The following is a 14354-nucleotide window of genomic DNA, read 5'->3' on the forward strand; positions in this document are numbered from 1 at the left end:
CTACGATGGTTACGAATCGTAGGAAAGGGGATTTTTTGCCGATAAGTATTACAGCTCGATCGAAGCATCATTTCCTTTGGAAAACCAGCCAAACAGGAAAAAGATGGAGGTCAATACGACGAGGAGAGGAGCGACCATGATGAGAAAAAATTCAAAGTCCATGTGTGGATCATCCTTTCTTTGATGATTTGCCCTGCACATAACCGGCGTCAAATAAAAACAGCTTCATAAGTAAGACGAGGGAAGGAACTAACAGCAGCAACCCCGCAATGAAGACAATTACCAAGGAGAGTGCCATTGTATCGCTGGTGAAATTGTGATAAAGCGTAATGTAAGGGTACAAAATATAAGGAAGATGCGAGGCACCGTACCCAAAGAAAGCAAAGGCGAACTGCAGCATGACGAGCAGGAAAGCCCACCCATAGCCGCGTCGTTGCCAGATGAGATAGACGGCAGCCAGAAAACAAAGAAAAGAAGCAACGAACATCCAAGCTAAGTCGATCATTCGTTGAAAATGCTCAGGGTTATGACCATTAATAGCGAAGAAAACGAGCAAGCTGCATAGTATGGTTGGCAAACTCCAGCCGAGAGCGTAACCGCGGACGATATCGAGCGCTTTGCTATCCTGGGCTTTAGCTGCGTAGTAGGTTAAAAACATGGCAGAGATATAAAGCACAGAGACGAGTGCAAGCAGGACAACAGACCATGAGTAGGGGCTTCGTAATAGATTCCCGAAGAGGAACAGCACCTCTCCATTCTTTTCAATCACGAATCCGCCTTCGGATATCGTCAGAACCGTTGATAAAGATGCGGGTATGAATAATCCAGTGGCGCCGTAAAGAAACATATAAAACTTATTATCCTTGGATCCGTAATTGCTAAAAGCATAGTAAGAACCGCGCAGCGCAAGAAGGATAATCGCGATACTGCCAGGAATGAGCAATGCCGTGCCAAAATAATAAGACGTATCCGGGAAAAAACCGATGATGCCAACCATGAAAAAGATCAGAAACACATTCGTTACTTCCCACACTGGCGATAGGTAACGCTCGATGATGTTATGAACGAGATGCTTTTTCCCAGTTATGAAGGAGTAGTAGCTGAAAAATCCAGCACCGAAATCAATTGATGCGACGATGAGGTAGCCGTACAAGAACAACCACAGCACGGAAATGCCTAGTATTTCATAGTTCATTTCGCCTCTCCTCCTTCAATGCCACTGGCGATGAGTTCATCTTGTACAGGGTTGTTTTTGAACAGCTTGCTGAGTATTTTAATCACGGTAAATCCGAGCAGGATATAGAGAAAGCAGAAGAGCAAGAGCATAGTATCCACATGCGTTGAGGTCGTGGCTCCCTCGGCGGTCTTCATGAAACCGCGAAGTATCCAGGGCTGACGACCAACCTCGGCGTACACCCACCCGCATTCGATCCCGAGCATGGCTAGAGGGCCTGACCATGTAATGAGCCTGAGCAGCCAGCGCGGGAAACCGCCCTTGTTTTTGCTTTTGCGTAATTGGCGCTGCACCCAGATGTACAACAGGGAAAGAACCGTTAAGAACATACCGATGGATACCATCATATCGAAAATATAATGTACATAGAGCGGCGGTCGCTCATTGGCAGGCGTTTCGTTGAGCCCTTGAACTTCAGCCGTTGGTGATCCGTGTGCTAAAATACTCAGTGCATAGGGAATTTCAAGGCCATATTTGATTTGATTATCTTTCGTTAGGAACCCGCCAAGAACTAAAGAGGCATTGTCCGATGTTTCAAAATGCCATTCGGCCGCAGCCAGCTTCTCCGGCTGATACTTCGCCAGGAATTTGCCGGAGAGATCACCGACTAAGGCAGTGCTAAGCGAGAAAACAAGAGCCGCTGTCATTGTGAGTTTCAACGCTTTGCGATGGTACAGCGTATCTTTCTTTTTCAATAGTGAGAAAGCAGCTATCGCTGCCAGGATAAAGGCGCTCGTCATATAAGATGAAGCGAGCACGTGAGCAACTTTCGTCGGAGTAGCTGGATTGAACATGGCGACTAGCGGCTGTATATCTGTGATGGAACCATTTTGCAGCTTGAAGCCCTGCGGTGTGTTCATGAATGCATTAACAGTTGTAATAAAAAACGCAGAAGCGGAGGAGCCGAGAACTACTGGGACTAGAAGTAAAAAGTGCAAAATAGGTTTCTTGAAACGGTCCCATGTGTATAAATAGATCCCTAGGAAAATCGCTTCGAAGAAGAAGGCGAATGTCTCCATGAACAGCGGCAGCGCAATCGCCTGCCCCGCTATCCGCATAAAGCTTGGCCACAGCAAGCTTAATTGAAGGCCGATGGCCGTCCCGGTAACAACTCCGACGGCAACAGTGATGACGAAACCGCGCGCCCAACGCCTGGCCATGAGCGAGTAGTAGGGGTCCTTGCGTTTAATCGCTGTCCATTCGGCGAGTGCAATCATAACAGGGACACCGACCCCGATCGTCGCGAAAATAATGTGAAACGCCAGCGTAAGCTCGGTGAGCATGCGGCTGTAAAGCACTGGATCGTACTGCATGGTATCATCTCCCTAAGCGTAATCGTTAGACCTACGAAAATAGATGGCGGCTCCAAGAAAGAAGCATGATTACAGCTACCACAGCGCATAGGATAATGAGCGCTTTTTCTTGTTTGCGGTATTTGTTCATGTCCATTATATTCACCTGCTTCGTTTTTCTTTCGTCTCATAGGTATATCATATACGAATGTATGTGATTATTTTCACATAATTGTGGCGGGAGAATGAAAAGAGTTTGACAGTGTTGTGAAAATATTCACAAGAATGTGAAGAGTTTATGAATCGTGTTGGAGAGGTAATTGAGGGCGATAATGGGGATTTCGAATAGAGGTATCTTTTTTATCAAGGGAACAAGATACACAGTTTATTTTACAGAATAGCTCATTCATGGAGTGGTTTAAGCAAATTCCGTTATAAATATCTCGGAATTTGTTAAGTTCCAGTTTTTCTAGTTCGAGGGACAAGGACATATATCCTTTCACGTATTTGGACAAGATCTTAGATAACCTTTCCGTAGGACCGGCCCCAGGTTTCGTTGTTCACAACGTCAAGAAGTTCGACAACACAGGAGAGGATCTGGAGGATCTGATCTCGATCGGAACCATCGGCCTGATCAAGGCGATTGAGAGCTTCCAATCGAATAAGGGCACGAAGTTCGCGACGTTCGCGGCCCGTTGCATAGAGAATGAGATTCTCATGCACTTGCGTTCTTTGAAGAAGACCAAAAAGGACGTTTCCCTGGACGATCCGATAGGAACGGATAAGGAAGGCAATGAAATTACGCTGCAGGATATACTGGGCACCGAGCCCGACGAAGTGGTGGAGAAGGTTCAGCTCAAAATAGAGAAGAGTAAGATCTATCGCAATCTCGATATCCTCGACGAACGCGAGCAAGAGGTCATTCGGGGGAGGTTCGGTCTCGACGGCGGCGGCGACGAACAGACGCCGCGGGAGATCGCTCGTGAGCTCGGGATCAGCCGGAGCTATGTATCGCGGGTCGAGAAGCGGGCGCTCATGAAGCTGTACCACGAGTTCTATAAGGCGAAGCGGTAGGGAAGAGCGAAGGTCAAATTTTATATTTGGCTTGTTGTTTATAACGATAAAATTACGGTGGCGATTTTCCGATGTGATATCAATATCTGAAACCAAACGGTAGATGTTCCGTTTGGTTTTTTACTGTTTATCCACTCCACACATATTGAACGAGTGTCGCAGTTAATTAGAACTGATTAATGGCAAAGGCAGCCAGGGTCACGGTCAATTTACATGCACGATGAATGGTTTTTAGTCCGTCCTACTCGTCGGTGGAGCCATATGCCTGATGGAACCCCATGGCACCATGGCCGATTGTCGAGACATCGGGGTTATGACTGCTAAGTTTGCGTTTTTACATAACAATATTCTTCTGCACTAAGGTTTAGGATGACTTTCCAGAAAGTGTGGAACTGCCGGCAGGCCAAGTGGAGAGCGCTTGCTCAACAACAGCCTCTAACATGTCGCGACTGAAGCCGGCCTTGGCTTGAACAGCCATACCGTGGAGCACCGTCAGCACGAATGCAGCTAACGCAGCACAGTTAGTAGTCTCCGGCAGATCTCCCTCTTGCTTTGCCCGTTCGAAGCGATTGCGCAGCGACGCTTCTCCGTCTGCACGCGCATCGATCAAGGCACGCCGAATAGGTTCGGTATCGTCCGTACCAGCCAAGGCACCGTGGACACCTAGACACCCTTTGCGATCTGGGTAACGAGTATTTAATTCGGCCGCTCTAAGGAGGATGTGTGCGGCCACCTCCCGCGAGGTCGGCAGCTCCAGCGCCACCGGGATGAAATCCAGGTAGTCCTCATAATAGCGCGCCAGAACTCGGCGGAACAACGCTTCCTTGTTGCCAAATGCCGAATAGAGAGCGGGTCGTTCGACACCCGTGGCCTGCGTCAGGTCGGTGTACGACACGCCCTCGTAGCCTTTGCGCCAAAACACGCAAAGCGCCGCGTCCAGTGCCTGATCCACATCGAATTCGCGGTTACGTCCCATCAGTCAGATCTCCTCTCTTTTTTTGTAACTGTCGGATTAAAAAGGTTTGTGTCCAATTTCATACTTTATATTATCATAACACACGTTACAAAACGCTACCAGTCCATCGGGCAATGACCTGCGTCAGTGCTCGATCGGCAAAAAGTGTGGTCTTGTGTCAAACATCAGGCGCTAGACTCGGTCCGAGCTGATGGCCCTTCCCAGAGCGCAAAGCATCATCCTAACTTGATGCTACTTGACATCACTGCAATTGACGATTCACAGTGGGCGCCATAATATAATAAATCAATAACGTAATGAACGTTACGTTATTGACAAAGTGTAAAAAAATGTATAACATGATTTTATGTAACGATCGTTATGATATTCCGCAATTCACCGGGGCTAGGGCGTCCAGTGACGTACAAAGAGGTTCTTTTCATCTGAAATCATTAAAGGAGGTTTTTTTATGCAGCAATCATTGAAGGGCAAGGTCGTCCTCATTACGGGCGGCTCACGCGGTCTTGGCGCCGCTATGGCGGAAGCGTTCGCCGATCACGGAGCGGATGTTGCGATCAGCTACGCGGCTTCGGCCGAAAAGGCGGCGGCTGTCGTGGAGAAGTTGAAGGGCAAGGATGTTCGTGCATTGGCAATCAAAAGCGACCAAGCGGATCTTTCTTCCGCCAAGCCCCTAATTAACTCGGTGATTGCCGAATTCGGCAAACTCGACATCCTCGTGAACAACGCCGGAATCGCGATCCAGGGCCAGATGGTAGATGAGACCGGCTTGGACGAAGAAAATTACAATCGGCAGTGGCAAGTCAATGTCATGGGATCAATTGCTAATACCCGCGCGGCCGCACCCCGACTAACGGACGGAGGTCGCATTATTTTTATCGGCTCTCTGCTAGGCGAGAAAGTGCCCTTTAGAGGGGTCGCCGACTACGCTGGAACGAAGGCGGCGCTCGCCGGATATGCGAGGGGCATCGCGCGCGACCTCGGCCCCCGCAATATCGCTGTGAATGTCCTGCAGCCGGGCGTCATGACCACGGACATGAACAAGGATGTGGCCGATCATCTTCCACCCCTTGAAACCTTCCTAGACATGCATCCGATCCGTCGCTTTGCAACTCTTGAAGAGGTGGCAGAGACCGTCTGCTTCCTTGCCGGACCACATGGGGGCTACATCACTGGTGAGACCATCAATATGGCCGGCGGTGTCGGAATCTAGGACCATCCCGATCAGGTCCCATGCATGGGCACCAGCCAAGTATTCTAACTTGCGTTAGTAGTGATCGCAGTCCGCCGGCCAAGAACCGTATTGTGATCTTTAAACCTGCCAATCTGATGCAGGGAAGCGCTCAGCATCGGTATGTCAAAGACCTGGCCGACAAAGAGCAAGCTTCTAAATAAAAAAATATGCATTTAAAGGAGAAAATTTATGACTAGAACATTCAGTGCAAAGTCAACTGCCGATCAGGTGCTTTCCGGCATTGATCTCAAGGGAAAGCGAATTCTCATTACGGGTGCATCATCGGGCATTGGCCTCGAAACCGCCCGCTCACTGTTCTCTCACGGTGCCAGCGTCGTCGGCACGGCCAGAGACCTCGCTAAAGCCCAAGCGGCCACTTCATCGTTCTTTGATGCCGCGGCGCAAGGAGGCGGCAGCCTAGAGTTGATCGAGCTCGATCTCACATCCTTGCAAAGCGTTCGCGCCTGCGCGGATAAACTGTTGGCCAACGGCCAGCGGTTCGACGTCATCATCGCCAACGCTGGCGTCATGGCAACCCCGTTCGGTCGGACGGTCGACGGCTTCGAAGTCCAGTTCGGGACGAACTATCTTGGTCATTTTGCCTTGATCAATCGGATCGAGCCGCTGCTTGTCGATAACGGGCGTTTGGTGATGCTATCGTCCCAAGCACATCGCGCCGCCGATGTTGACCTGGACGATCCGAATTTCGAGCAACAGGCATACGATCCGTTTGTCGCCTATGGCCGATCGAAAACGGCCACTACTCTCTTCGCAGCGGAATTCGATAAGCGGTATCGCAATCGTGGCATCCGAGCTGCCTCGGTGATGCCCGGGAATAGCCTTACCGATCTCGCACGCCATTTCTCGCAGGAAGACTTACAGGGTCTTTTCGAGAACGTTGGCACAGCTCGCGCCGAAGCGGGTCTTCCGCCAGCAGAGCTCAAAGAAATCGCGCAGGCAGCGGCAACGTCGGTCTGGGCCGCAGTTGTGGCTGACAAAGACGAAATCGGCGGACGCTATCTCGAAGATTGTGCGGTCGCACCGATTGATGACACGCCTAACCCGTTTGCCGACGGCGTAAGGTCGTATGCTCTCGACGCTAACAAAGCCGAGCAGCTTTGGGTGAAAAGCGAGGAATTGGTAGGCGTGAAAGGTATGTACCCATGACAGTAGTCGGTATCATTGGCGCGGGCGAGGTCGGCAGCCAGATCGCGCGTGCGGCGATCGCGAACGGGTATGAGGTCGTCATTGCCAATTCACGAGGACCCGAGACGTTGAAGGACCTCATTGATGAGCTCGGCCCGTCAGCGCGCGCCGCGACTGCGGCCGGCGCTGCCGAGGCTGGTGACTTCGTCGTCGTGGCCGTCCCCCTCAAGCTGGTCAACGACATGCCTGTGGAGCAGCTGTCGGGAAAGATCGTGCTCGACACGAACAACTACATGCCTTGGCGCGATGGCCATTTCCCCGTGATCGACTCTGGTGAGAAGACAGTTCATGAGCTCCGCCAGGAGCACCTTCCTACCTCGATGGTGGCGAAGGCCTTCACCCACATACAAGCCCCCCGCCTCTTCATTTCGAGCAGACCAGTTGGCGCCCCCGACCGCCATGCGTTGTCGGTCTCGAGCAACTTTCCTGAGGCCACGGAACTCGTGATGCGGCTATACGACCAGTTCGGATTCGATACTGTCGACAACAGTCCGCTGAGCGAGTCATGGCGCAGCGGTCCCGGCCAGCCAGCTTGGGCTGCGCACGCGCACCAGACCCGTGCTGAGCTGATCGCCAATCTCGCCAGGGCGCGACGGATCATTTTGGCATGAGTCATCGCGCAGGCAGCCGCAATGTCGGTCTGGGTCGCAGTCGTGGCTGACAAAGACGAAATCGACGGACGCTATCTTGAAGATTGTGCGGTCGCGCCGATCGATGACACGCCTAACCCGTTTGCCGACGGAGTAAGGTCGTATGCGCTCGCCAAAAATAGGGTGAGAAACGTACGCTAAGAACGTGCTAAAGACTTCAATACATGAATAGGGCCTTAAGCTAAGGCTGACTAAACGAGTTGAATAGCCGACATTTAACTTAGTGTTAATTTAGAGAAGAGGAGGTAAGTATTTGAAGACAATTGCGGTAATTGGCGCTGGACCTGGTCTTGGTTTTTCATTGGCCAAAACTTTTGGAGGGCATGGATTCCGTATTGCTATGGTTTCAAGAACACAAGAGAAGTTGGATCAATATGCTGTGGAGTTAAGTGTTACAGCCAATCTACTTTGTCCAGCTATAGACGCTGGTAGATGTCCGCAGATTGACGGGAATGGTGACCTTGATTGGTATCGAAAGGGGAAAGCCGTTTTGGGGCGTTCCCTCTTCGAATAAATTTCGACTTGATACGTGTCATTCTTTCGCAAATAAAATCGTGCTTTTACAAAGTTTAGGGGTTAAATCTAGATTAAAGAAAGTTTATATTAAATAAACTAAGCTGCAGACAATCAAATAAGTTCTTCCAAAGAATCGCTTTCAACAAGCGATTTTTTGTTTTTTAATTTAAAAATTTAACATAAATAATTTAATGCATAATTATACATTTCGAATACAGTGGATATTATCACTAATTATGAAAAAGTTGGTAGTTATGCTGCTAGTACTTTATTATTTTTCTCACTAATTTTGCCAACGGACCTTGATAAATCAAGTTATTAAAGGTCAATTTTCTCATTAATTATGACACCACACGATAATTGATTGACGTGAGAAAATAAAAGTTCATTAATTATTTGATCATTAGCTGTTAAGCAGCGAAAACCAACTAATCCTCACTAGTTTGCCTAATATTTGCCGGGGAGATCGGGAGACGTTGGAACAAGGCTAATTGTATGAGAAGGAGATACACGGAGGAGGAACAAGTAACTAATTGAGGCACTATACAGGCAATTCGAGGAAAGACTCGTCTCCGCTTACAACATAACCTATTACAATTCAGAGCTAATAGACATAAAAAAAGATGCCCCTTGATGAATTCATGAATTCAAGGGGCATCTCCTGGTAGATTAACTCCGCGGTGGTTTGTTTAAACTGTTTACGATCCGGGTTAGTGTTCAGCTCTTCGGAGGAAAAAATAAATTGAAAACAAAATAACGCTATGATATAATCGGTAGCGGTATCGAAAAATTAAATGAATGAGTTTATTTAATTTTATCCCTAATTTAATTGTACTTCTAGAACTTTGATTTGTCAATGCTCTTTTTTATCCCCAAAAAACGGAAGAAGGAGAGTGTTCAGGAGAGATGAAAGCGAAGGATTGGCTGCTGGAACAGGAGCGGATGGAACTTGTCAGGAACAAGCTGCAAGCGAGAATCGCCGAACTAGAGCCAGGAGGTTACTGGACTGCGTGATCAGGCTACGGACATCCGCAAGCGGTTTTGGGAAGAAGTTACGATCAACACAAGTACGAACGAAGATTTCGAAGAGTCCTTCTACACGATTAATCAGCAGTCCGCTGTAATGGCCGAACGGGAGCGCGGCCACAAGCTGTTGACGCAGCAATGGAAAAGCATGAAACGTCTGCTCCCATTTCCTTATTTCGGACGTGTCGACTTTCAGGAGGAGGGCCTGGACCTCAACGAGCAGTTCAGTATCGGCGTATCTTCCTTCATCGACGAAGACGGATTAAGCTTTCTGAGCTATGACTGGCGCACGCCAATCGCGAGCCTGTACTGTACTACGACTATTCCCCCGGCCTGGCGTCTTATGTCACGCCGGTCGGACGAATCGAAGGGACGATGGAGCTCAAACGGCAGTTTCAGATTCAAAACGGGCAAATCCAGCATGTTTGACGCGAGTGAAACGATTGGAGACGAATTGCTGCAGCAAGTGCTCGGCAAGTGCGGACTCGCAAATGAAGAGTATCGTGGCAACCATCCAGAAGGAACAAAACGCTATCATCCGGGATGACAAAAACCGGATGCTTATCGTACAGGGGGCGGCCGGCAGCTGTAAGACTTCCGCGGTATTGCAGCGGGTGGCGTACTTGCTGTACAAACACCGCCAGACGATCAGGCGGATCAAATCGCTCTTTTCTCACCGAATCCGATGTTTACCACTCATATCTCCACCGTCCTTCCGGAGCTCGGTGAGGTGACGGGCGATTTGTCGCCGTTCGTGCAGGCATTGCCTGCAAATTTGTACGAGAAAGCGCCATATTGACGGATCGGGTGTGCCGTCGGCCGCGATAAGCTGCATGATTTAGTAAATCTTCGGAGCCATCTTTTAGCTCGTCATCAAAGCCGGTTGTAAGCAAGAATCCGCCGCCGACTCCTATTTCCACGTGTCGGCGTCCACCTACAAACAGATCAATTTGTTCTTCGACCATTATTTTCATCCATACACAGCTCGATGAGCAGAAAGCAGGGACCTATGTCAGCTCCTACGCAAACAAAATCGATGTCAGCCGGCGGGGACGATTTCTCGCTGAAAGCTATTCTGCCGCCGCTCCTGGCGATTATTGTCGGCATGATCATGGTTATTCTGGACAGCACCGTCGTCAATAATGCCATTCCGAAGCTCGTTAAATACTTCAACACCGATCTGAAGACGATCCAATGGACCGTCACCGGCTATACGCTGGCCTTATCCGCCGTTATCCCGCTTTCAGGCTGGATGGCTGATAAATTCGGCTCCAAGCAGATTTTCATGATTACGATCGCCCTGTTCACGATCGGTTCTGTGCTGTGCGGCATCGCGCAAACGCCGGAACAGCTGATCATTTACCGCGTCATTCAAGGCTTGGGCGGCGGCATGATGGCCCCGGTCGGGATGGCTATGGTGTTCAAGCTCGCGCCTCCAGAGCGTCGCGGATCCATCATGGGCGTACTCGGCATCCCAATGCTAATGGCGCCGGCGTTCGGTCCGGTGCTATCAGGCTGGCTGGTCGATTCTGTCAGCTGGCACTGGATTTTCATCATCAATCTGCCGATCGGCATTATCGCCTTTATCCTTGGGTATAAATATTTGCCGAAATCCGAACGCCAAGCGGCGCCGCATCTGGACGTCATCGGCATGTGCCTCGCACCGATCGCATTCTCCATGCTGGCGTACGGCGTAAGCGAAGGTGGCACCAGCTGGTCCAGGGCTTCAACGATCACAGGCTTGACCGTCGGCGGCATTGCGCTGATCCTCTTCATTTTCGTGGAACTGGCACAGAAGCAGCCGTTGCTGGAGCTGAAAGTGTTCAAGTCATCCGACTTTACACGCAGCATCATCTTGACGTGGATCGTACAGCTCGCGCTGTTCGGCGCCATGCTGATCGTGCCGCTGTACCTGCAAGGCGTCATGCACTACACCGCGCTTGAAACGGGCTGGATCCTGATGCCGAATGCCCTATGCGCGGGAATCGGCATGCCGATCAGCGGCCGGTTGTTCGACAAGATCGGCGCGCGTCCACTCGCCTTCGCTGGTCTTGCCGTCGTATCCATTTCCCTGTTCATCTTGTCCGGCATATCGGTGGATACCTCGCTGTGGGTGATCATCCTGTGCATCTGCATCATGGGCCTCGGCATGGGCTTTTCTATGATGCCGCTCAATACGCATGTCCTGAACTCAGCACCTCGCCGTCTGGTGAGCCGCGTTACACCGCTGACAACAGCAGCGCAGCAAGTCGTCGTCTCGTTCGCGGTGGCGGGACTGACGGGTTATCTGACGTCGCAAATCTCTTCCCACGCCGCAAGCGCGGGAGCGGACGCAAATCCGCTGAACGCCGTCGTCGCGGGTTACGGCGATACGTTCTTCCTGTCCGCGTGCCTAACGACCGCGGGTGTCGCACTGACGCTCCTTCTGCGTAAACCGAAGCAGCAGGAAGAAGGCGGAACCGCTGGTGGGGACAATCCGGACCCGGCGATGATGGGTCACTAATCGCGAATCGGCCCCGATTCGCTCGTATGCAAATAGCCTTGGCCGTTAGTTGGCCAAGGCTATTTTTAGCTGATTATGTTAGGCTGTGCAGTACGTCTTTGTAAGGGCATGGGGCTGTTCCTTGCTGTCTCGGCGCTGTGTGGCTTATCGCGGACATGACACAGCTTATCGTCTTCTGCGCCATCCAGGGGATGGGCATGTTCGGCGCAATCACATACAATCCGCTGTTCTCGCAAGCCGTTATCGGGACTCCAGCGTCCGGTTCCGGTTCCGTTCTGACGCCGATGCTGCTGCCGCTTATTGTGCCTAGCATCATCGTCGTCCGTTTGATTACAAAGCTCAGCTTCCGTACCATCGTCGTCACCTCGATGGCGATCATGACAGCAGGCTACTACCCATGATTTTTAACAGGGGCAGGAGTCTATTTTAAGCCGATAATGGATCCTTTGGAGCCGAGTGCTTCAAGTGAACATAAAATCCGGCAGCTACACAAACCACAATTATGCATACGGAGGTCCACTGTGCTGTCGTCCAACCCAACATATATTTGGGTGTATCGCCTCTAAGCAATTCTAATAGGAACCGCCCTATATTGTATAAAATGTTTGTAATGAGAAACAAATAGCCTCTTTTTAATTTTTTCTGTAGGAGTATCATGATTATCGCAAATAAGATGACGTCCATTTGTCCTTCCCAAACTTCTGCTGGATATAACAGTTGGTCCCCAAATACAGCTCTCGCGTTCGTGCCTTCAGGGTATAAAATTCCCCAATTTCCACCGGTTGGATCCCCAAAAGCATCGCCGTTCATAAGATTCGCATCTCTGCCAATGCTTTGTCCTAGAATAAGGCCTGGCGCACATAAATCAGCAAGCTCCCAAAATGAGATTTTATGCTTTTTAACATACCAAATACCGACGAGTACAGCACCGACAACTCCACCCTGAATAGATAATCCGCCGTGCCAAATAGCTATGATTTCCCATGGATTCTTGGAATAATAACCCCAATCAAACAAAAAAACTTGCCAAAAGCGAGAACCTAAAATAGCACCGATAAACATAGGAACAGCTAAATTTAATAAATGTTCAGCAAGTTCATGTTTCTTTTGAAGTTTTGCCAATGTTACAGTAACACCAATTCCTAATATACAAGCTATCACAAACAGAATACTGTAAGAACGAATTGGAAAAGAACCGATATGACCTAGAAATTGAAGCAAATGAAATCCTCCTTTTTATTCTTCCTTGTTGTTGGCTTTGCGTTTGATTTTAATGGAGGCTAACGTCGAGTTTTCAGTGATGAAGTGAAGCTTAGACTTCGACACGCCGATTTGCTGTGAAGTGTATATGCCTGAATGACCCGAAAATAAATAACTAATGATACAAGCTATGAACATGTAAATAGCACCCTCGGATCCAAACAGCTCAATCCCCATGATAAAGCAAGCGAGAGGTGTGTTGGCGGCTCCGCTAAATACGGCGATTAAACCGAGGCCAGCCAAAAATGGGGCTGAGATATGCAACATGCTTGCAAGCGAATTTCCGAGTGTCCCACCGATAACGAATAGTGGAGTGACTTCTCCACCCTGATAACCTGCTCCAAGTGTAAGGGCTGTAAATAAGATTTTCCAAAGGAAAGCCAGAGGTGCAACTGGCTGTTCAAAAGATTCTTGAAGTAATGGAATTCCCAAGCCAAGATAGTCTCTTGTACCAAAAATATAAACCAAGGCAATAATGACTAGCCCGCCGACGAACGATTTGAGGATAGGATTTTTAAACATTGCGGAGTATATTTTCTTTAATCTGTGGGTGAGTTCGCTAAACAGAATGCTGGTAAGGCCAAATAGGATGGAAGCGAAAACAACCTTGATAAGGAGCATTGTTGAAAGATCAGGAATTTGTCCCATTTGGTAATGGATATGATGAATTCCCCAAGCCGTTGTGACCAGATTCCCTACAAAACTTGCTATGAAGCATGGAAGGATAGCTCGATAGCTTACGAGACCTATAGCAATGACTTCAATGCCAAAGATGGTTCCTGCCAACGGTGTGCCAAAAACAGCTCCAAATCCGCTGCTGATTCCACACATTAAAAGGATTTTGCGGTCTGTTTCATCTACTTTGAATACGTTGCCAATCCATTCAGAAAAACTGCCGCCCATTTGTACAGCGGTTCCCTCACGTCCTGCCGAACCGCCAAATAAGTGGGTTAAGACGGTTCCAAGCAATACAAGGGGGGCCATACGGAAAGGTATGGTTTCCTGTCCATGTTGGATTCGTTCCAAAATGAGATTATTGCCTTTTCCAGCATTTTTACCATACTTTAAATACAAATAACTCATACATGCACCGCTGAGGGGCAAAAGGAACAATAGCCAGAAATGGCTTTCACGTTGGACCGTTGCCCAATCTAAACTTGCTAAAAATAAAGCAGAAGATGACCCTGACAATATCCCAGTAAGACCGCCGTAGAAAATCCACTTCAATAATGATCCTAGCAGCGCGAGGTGAATTGCTTTTTCAGCATACAAATAGAGCTTGTTTTTGAGGCTTTCTAAACTGCTCTTCACTTTCCAAGTCCTCTCCTGTCATTAGGTTTTTTACGTGATATTGGATAAAAAAAACAGACTCCTACCAGTGAAAGG

15 protein-coding genes and 1 pseudogene are annotated in these 14354 nt (G+C 49.2%); 9 read left to right on the forward strand and 7 right to left on the reverse strand.

Annotated elements, in window-relative coordinates:
* Positions 1 to 48: 48 nt before the first annotated feature.
* From cydS to ABRS97_RS04020, 3 genes are read right to left on the reverse strand one after another with little or no spacing between them, the layout of a single operon-like run.
* Positions 49 to 162, reverse strand: coding sequence for a cytochrome bd oxidase small subunit CydS family protein (cydS, locus tag ABRS97_RS28160; RefSeq protein ID WP_483312410.1), 114 nt, complete (start codon positions 160 to 162; stop codon positions 49 to 51).
* A gap of 7 nt (positions 163 to 169) precedes the next feature.
* A complete protein-coding gene (locus ABRS97_RS04015; protein ID WP_367811615.1) occupies positions 170 to 1195 on the reverse strand; it encodes a cytochrome d ubiquinol oxidase subunit II in 1026 nt (341 codons plus the stop codon).
* Positions 1192 to 2547, reverse strand: coding sequence for a cytochrome ubiquinol oxidase subunit I (locus ABRS97_RS04020; protein ID WP_367811616.1), 1356 nt, complete (start codon positions 2545 to 2547; stop codon positions 1192 to 1194). The genes ABRS97_RS04015 and ABRS97_RS04020 overlap by 4 nt, the downstream gene beginning before the upstream one ends.
* Before the next feature lie 486 nt (positions 2548 to 3033).
* Between ABRS97_RS04020 and sigK the strand changes: the two genes are divergently transcribed.
* Complete coding sequence (sigK, locus tag ABRS97_RS04025) at positions 3034 to 3600, forward strand: RNA polymerase sporulation sigma factor SigK (protein WP_367811617.1); 567 nt, start codon at positions 3034 to 3036, stop codon at positions 3598 to 3600.
* A gap of 364 nt (positions 3601 to 3964) precedes the next feature.
* Here the strand turns inward: sigK and ABRS97_RS04030 are convergent, their stop codons facing one another.
* Positions 3965 to 4576, reverse strand: a complete 612-nt coding sequence (locus tag ABRS97_RS04030) for a TetR/AcrR family transcriptional regulator (protein WP_367811618.1) — start codon at positions 4574 to 4576, stop codon at positions 3965 to 3967.
* A 448-nt stretch (positions 4577 to 5024) separates the two neighbouring features.
* Here ABRS97_RS04030 and ABRS97_RS04035 point away from each other — a divergent pair, with 448 nt between their 5' ends.
* From ABRS97_RS04035 to ABRS97_RS04060, 6 genes and pseudogenes are all read left to right on the forward strand, one after another.
* Positions 5025 to 5786, forward strand: a complete 762-nt coding sequence (locus ABRS97_RS04035) for an SDR family NAD(P)-dependent oxidoreductase (RefSeq protein WP_367811619.1) — start codon at positions 5025 to 5027, stop codon at positions 5784 to 5786.
* A 210-nt stretch (positions 5787 to 5996) separates the two neighbouring features.
* Positions 5997 to 6974, forward strand: a complete 978-nt coding sequence (locus ABRS97_RS04040) for an SDR family NAD(P)-dependent oxidoreductase (protein WP_367811620.1) — start codon at positions 5997 to 5999, stop codon at positions 6972 to 6974.
* The gene (locus tag ABRS97_RS04045) at positions 6971 to 7624 is read left to right on the forward strand and encodes an NADPH-dependent F420 reductase (protein ID WP_367811621.1); all 654 of its coding nucleotides are present in this window, start codon (positions 6971 to 6973) and stop codon (positions 7622 to 7624) included. The genes ABRS97_RS04040 and ABRS97_RS04045 overlap by 4 nt, the downstream gene beginning before the upstream one ends.
* Positions 7625 to 7645: 21 nt before the next feature.
* Positions 7646 to 7804: a hypothetical protein gene (locus tag ABRS97_RS04050; protein ID WP_367811622.1), complete on the forward strand. Its 159-nt coding sequence runs from the start codon at positions 7646 to 7648 to the stop codon at positions 7802 to 7804.
* Positions 7805 to 7916: 112 nt separating this feature from the next.
* Positions 7917 to 8177: an SDR family NAD(P)-dependent oxidoreductase gene (locus ABRS97_RS04055; protein ID WP_367811623.1), complete on the forward strand. Its 261-nt coding sequence runs from the start codon at positions 7917 to 7919 to the stop codon at positions 8175 to 8177.
* A gap of 908 nt (positions 8178 to 9085) precedes the next feature.
* Positions 9086 to 9935, forward strand: a pseudogene (locus tag ABRS97_RS04060) (helicase); the annotation flags it as partial.
* Here ABRS97_RS04060 and ABRS97_RS04065 read toward each other — a convergent pair.
* Positions 9895 to 10179 carry a hypothetical protein gene (locus ABRS97_RS04065; protein WP_367811940.1) on the reverse strand — a complete coding sequence of 95 codons (285 nt, stop codon included), beginning with the start codon at positions 10177 to 10179 and terminating at the stop codon, positions 9895 to 9897. The pseudogene ABRS97_RS04060 and the gene ABRS97_RS04065 overlap by 41 nt on opposite strands.
* 35 nt (positions 10180 to 10214) lie before the next feature.
* On the opposite strand from ABRS97_RS04065, the gene ABRS97_RS04070 reads away from it, so the two are divergent.
* Both ABRS97_RS04070 and ABRS97_RS04075 read left to right on the forward strand, forming a co-directional pair.
* The gene (locus ABRS97_RS04070; RefSeq protein WP_367811624.1) at positions 10215 to 11708 is read left to right on the forward strand and encodes an MDR family MFS transporter; all 1494 of its coding nucleotides are present in this window, start codon (positions 10215 to 10217) and stop codon (positions 11706 to 11708) included.
* 155 nt (positions 11709 to 11863) lie between these two features.
* On the forward strand, positions 11864 to 12109 hold the full coding sequence (locus ABRS97_RS04075; RefSeq protein ID WP_367811625.1) for an MFS transporter: 246 nt from the start codon (positions 11864 to 11866) through the stop codon (positions 12107 to 12109).
* 25 nt (positions 12110 to 12134) lie between these two features.
* On the opposite strand, the gene lgt is transcribed toward ABRS97_RS04075, so the two are convergent.
* Both lgt and ABRS97_RS04085 read right to left on the reverse strand, forming a co-directional pair.
* Positions 12135 to 12929 (reverse strand): prolipoprotein diacylglyceryl transferase, encoded by a 795-nt coding sequence (gene lgt / locus ABRS97_RS04080; RefSeq protein ID WP_367811626.1) that lies wholly within the window; start codon positions 12927 to 12929, stop codon positions 12135 to 12137.
* Between the two features lie 15 nt (positions 12930 to 12944).
* A complete protein-coding gene (locus ABRS97_RS04085) occupies positions 12945 to 14279 on the reverse strand; it encodes a voltage-gated chloride channel family protein (RefSeq protein WP_483312411.1) in 1335 nt (444 codons plus the stop codon).
* Between the last annotated feature and the right edge of the window lie 75 nt (positions 14280 to 14354).

The organism is Paenibacillus tabacirhizosphaerae (assembly GCF_040812395.1).
GTDB lineage: Bacteria > Bacillota > Bacilli > Paenibacillales > NBRC-103111 > Paenibacillus_E.

Excerpts from the sequence above, each read along its gene's own strand:
- cydS (WP_483312410.1), bottom strand. The coding sequence starts at position 162 with ATGGACTTTGAATTTTTTCTCATCATGGTCGCTCCTCTCCTCGTCGTA.
- ABRS97_RS04015 (WP_367811615.1), bottom strand. The coding sequence starts at position 1,195 with ATGAACTATGAAATACTAGGCATTTCCGTGCTGTGGTTGTTCTTGTAC.
- ABRS97_RS04020 (WP_367811616.1), bottom strand. The coding sequence starts at position 2,547 with ATGCAGTACGATCCAGTGCTTTACAGCCGCATGCTCACCGAGCTTACG.
- ABRS97_RS04030 (WP_367811618.1), bottom strand. The coding sequence starts at position 4,576 with ATGGGACGTAACCGCGAATTCGATGTGGATCAGGCACTGGACGCGGCG.
- ABRS97_RS04035 (WP_367811619.1), top strand. The coding sequence starts at position 5,025 with ATGCAGCAATCATTGAAGGGCAAGGTCGTCCTCATTACGGGCGGCTCA.
- ABRS97_RS04040 (WP_367811620.1), top strand. The coding sequence starts at position 5,997 with ATGACTAGAACATTCAGTGCAAAGTCAACTGCCGATCAGGTGCTTTCC.
- ABRS97_RS04045 (WP_367811621.1), top strand. The coding sequence starts at position 6,971 with ATGACAGTAGTCGGTATCATTGGCGCGGGCGAGGTCGGCAGCCAGATC.
- ABRS97_RS04050 (WP_367811622.1), top strand. The coding sequence starts at position 7,646 with ATGTCGGTCTGGGTCGCAGTCGTGGCTGACAAAGACGAAATCGACGGA.
- ABRS97_RS04065 (WP_367811940.1), bottom strand. The coding sequence starts at position 10,179 with ATGAAAATAATGGTCGAAGAACAAATTGATCTGTTTGTAGGTGGACGC.
- ABRS97_RS04070 (WP_367811624.1), top strand. The coding sequence starts at position 10,215 with ATGTCAGCTCCTACGCAAACAAAATCGATGTCAGCCGGCGGGGACGAT.
- ABRS97_RS04075 (WP_367811625.1), top strand. The coding sequence starts at position 11,864 with ATGACACAGCTTATCGTCTTCTGCGCCATCCAGGGGATGGGCATGTTC.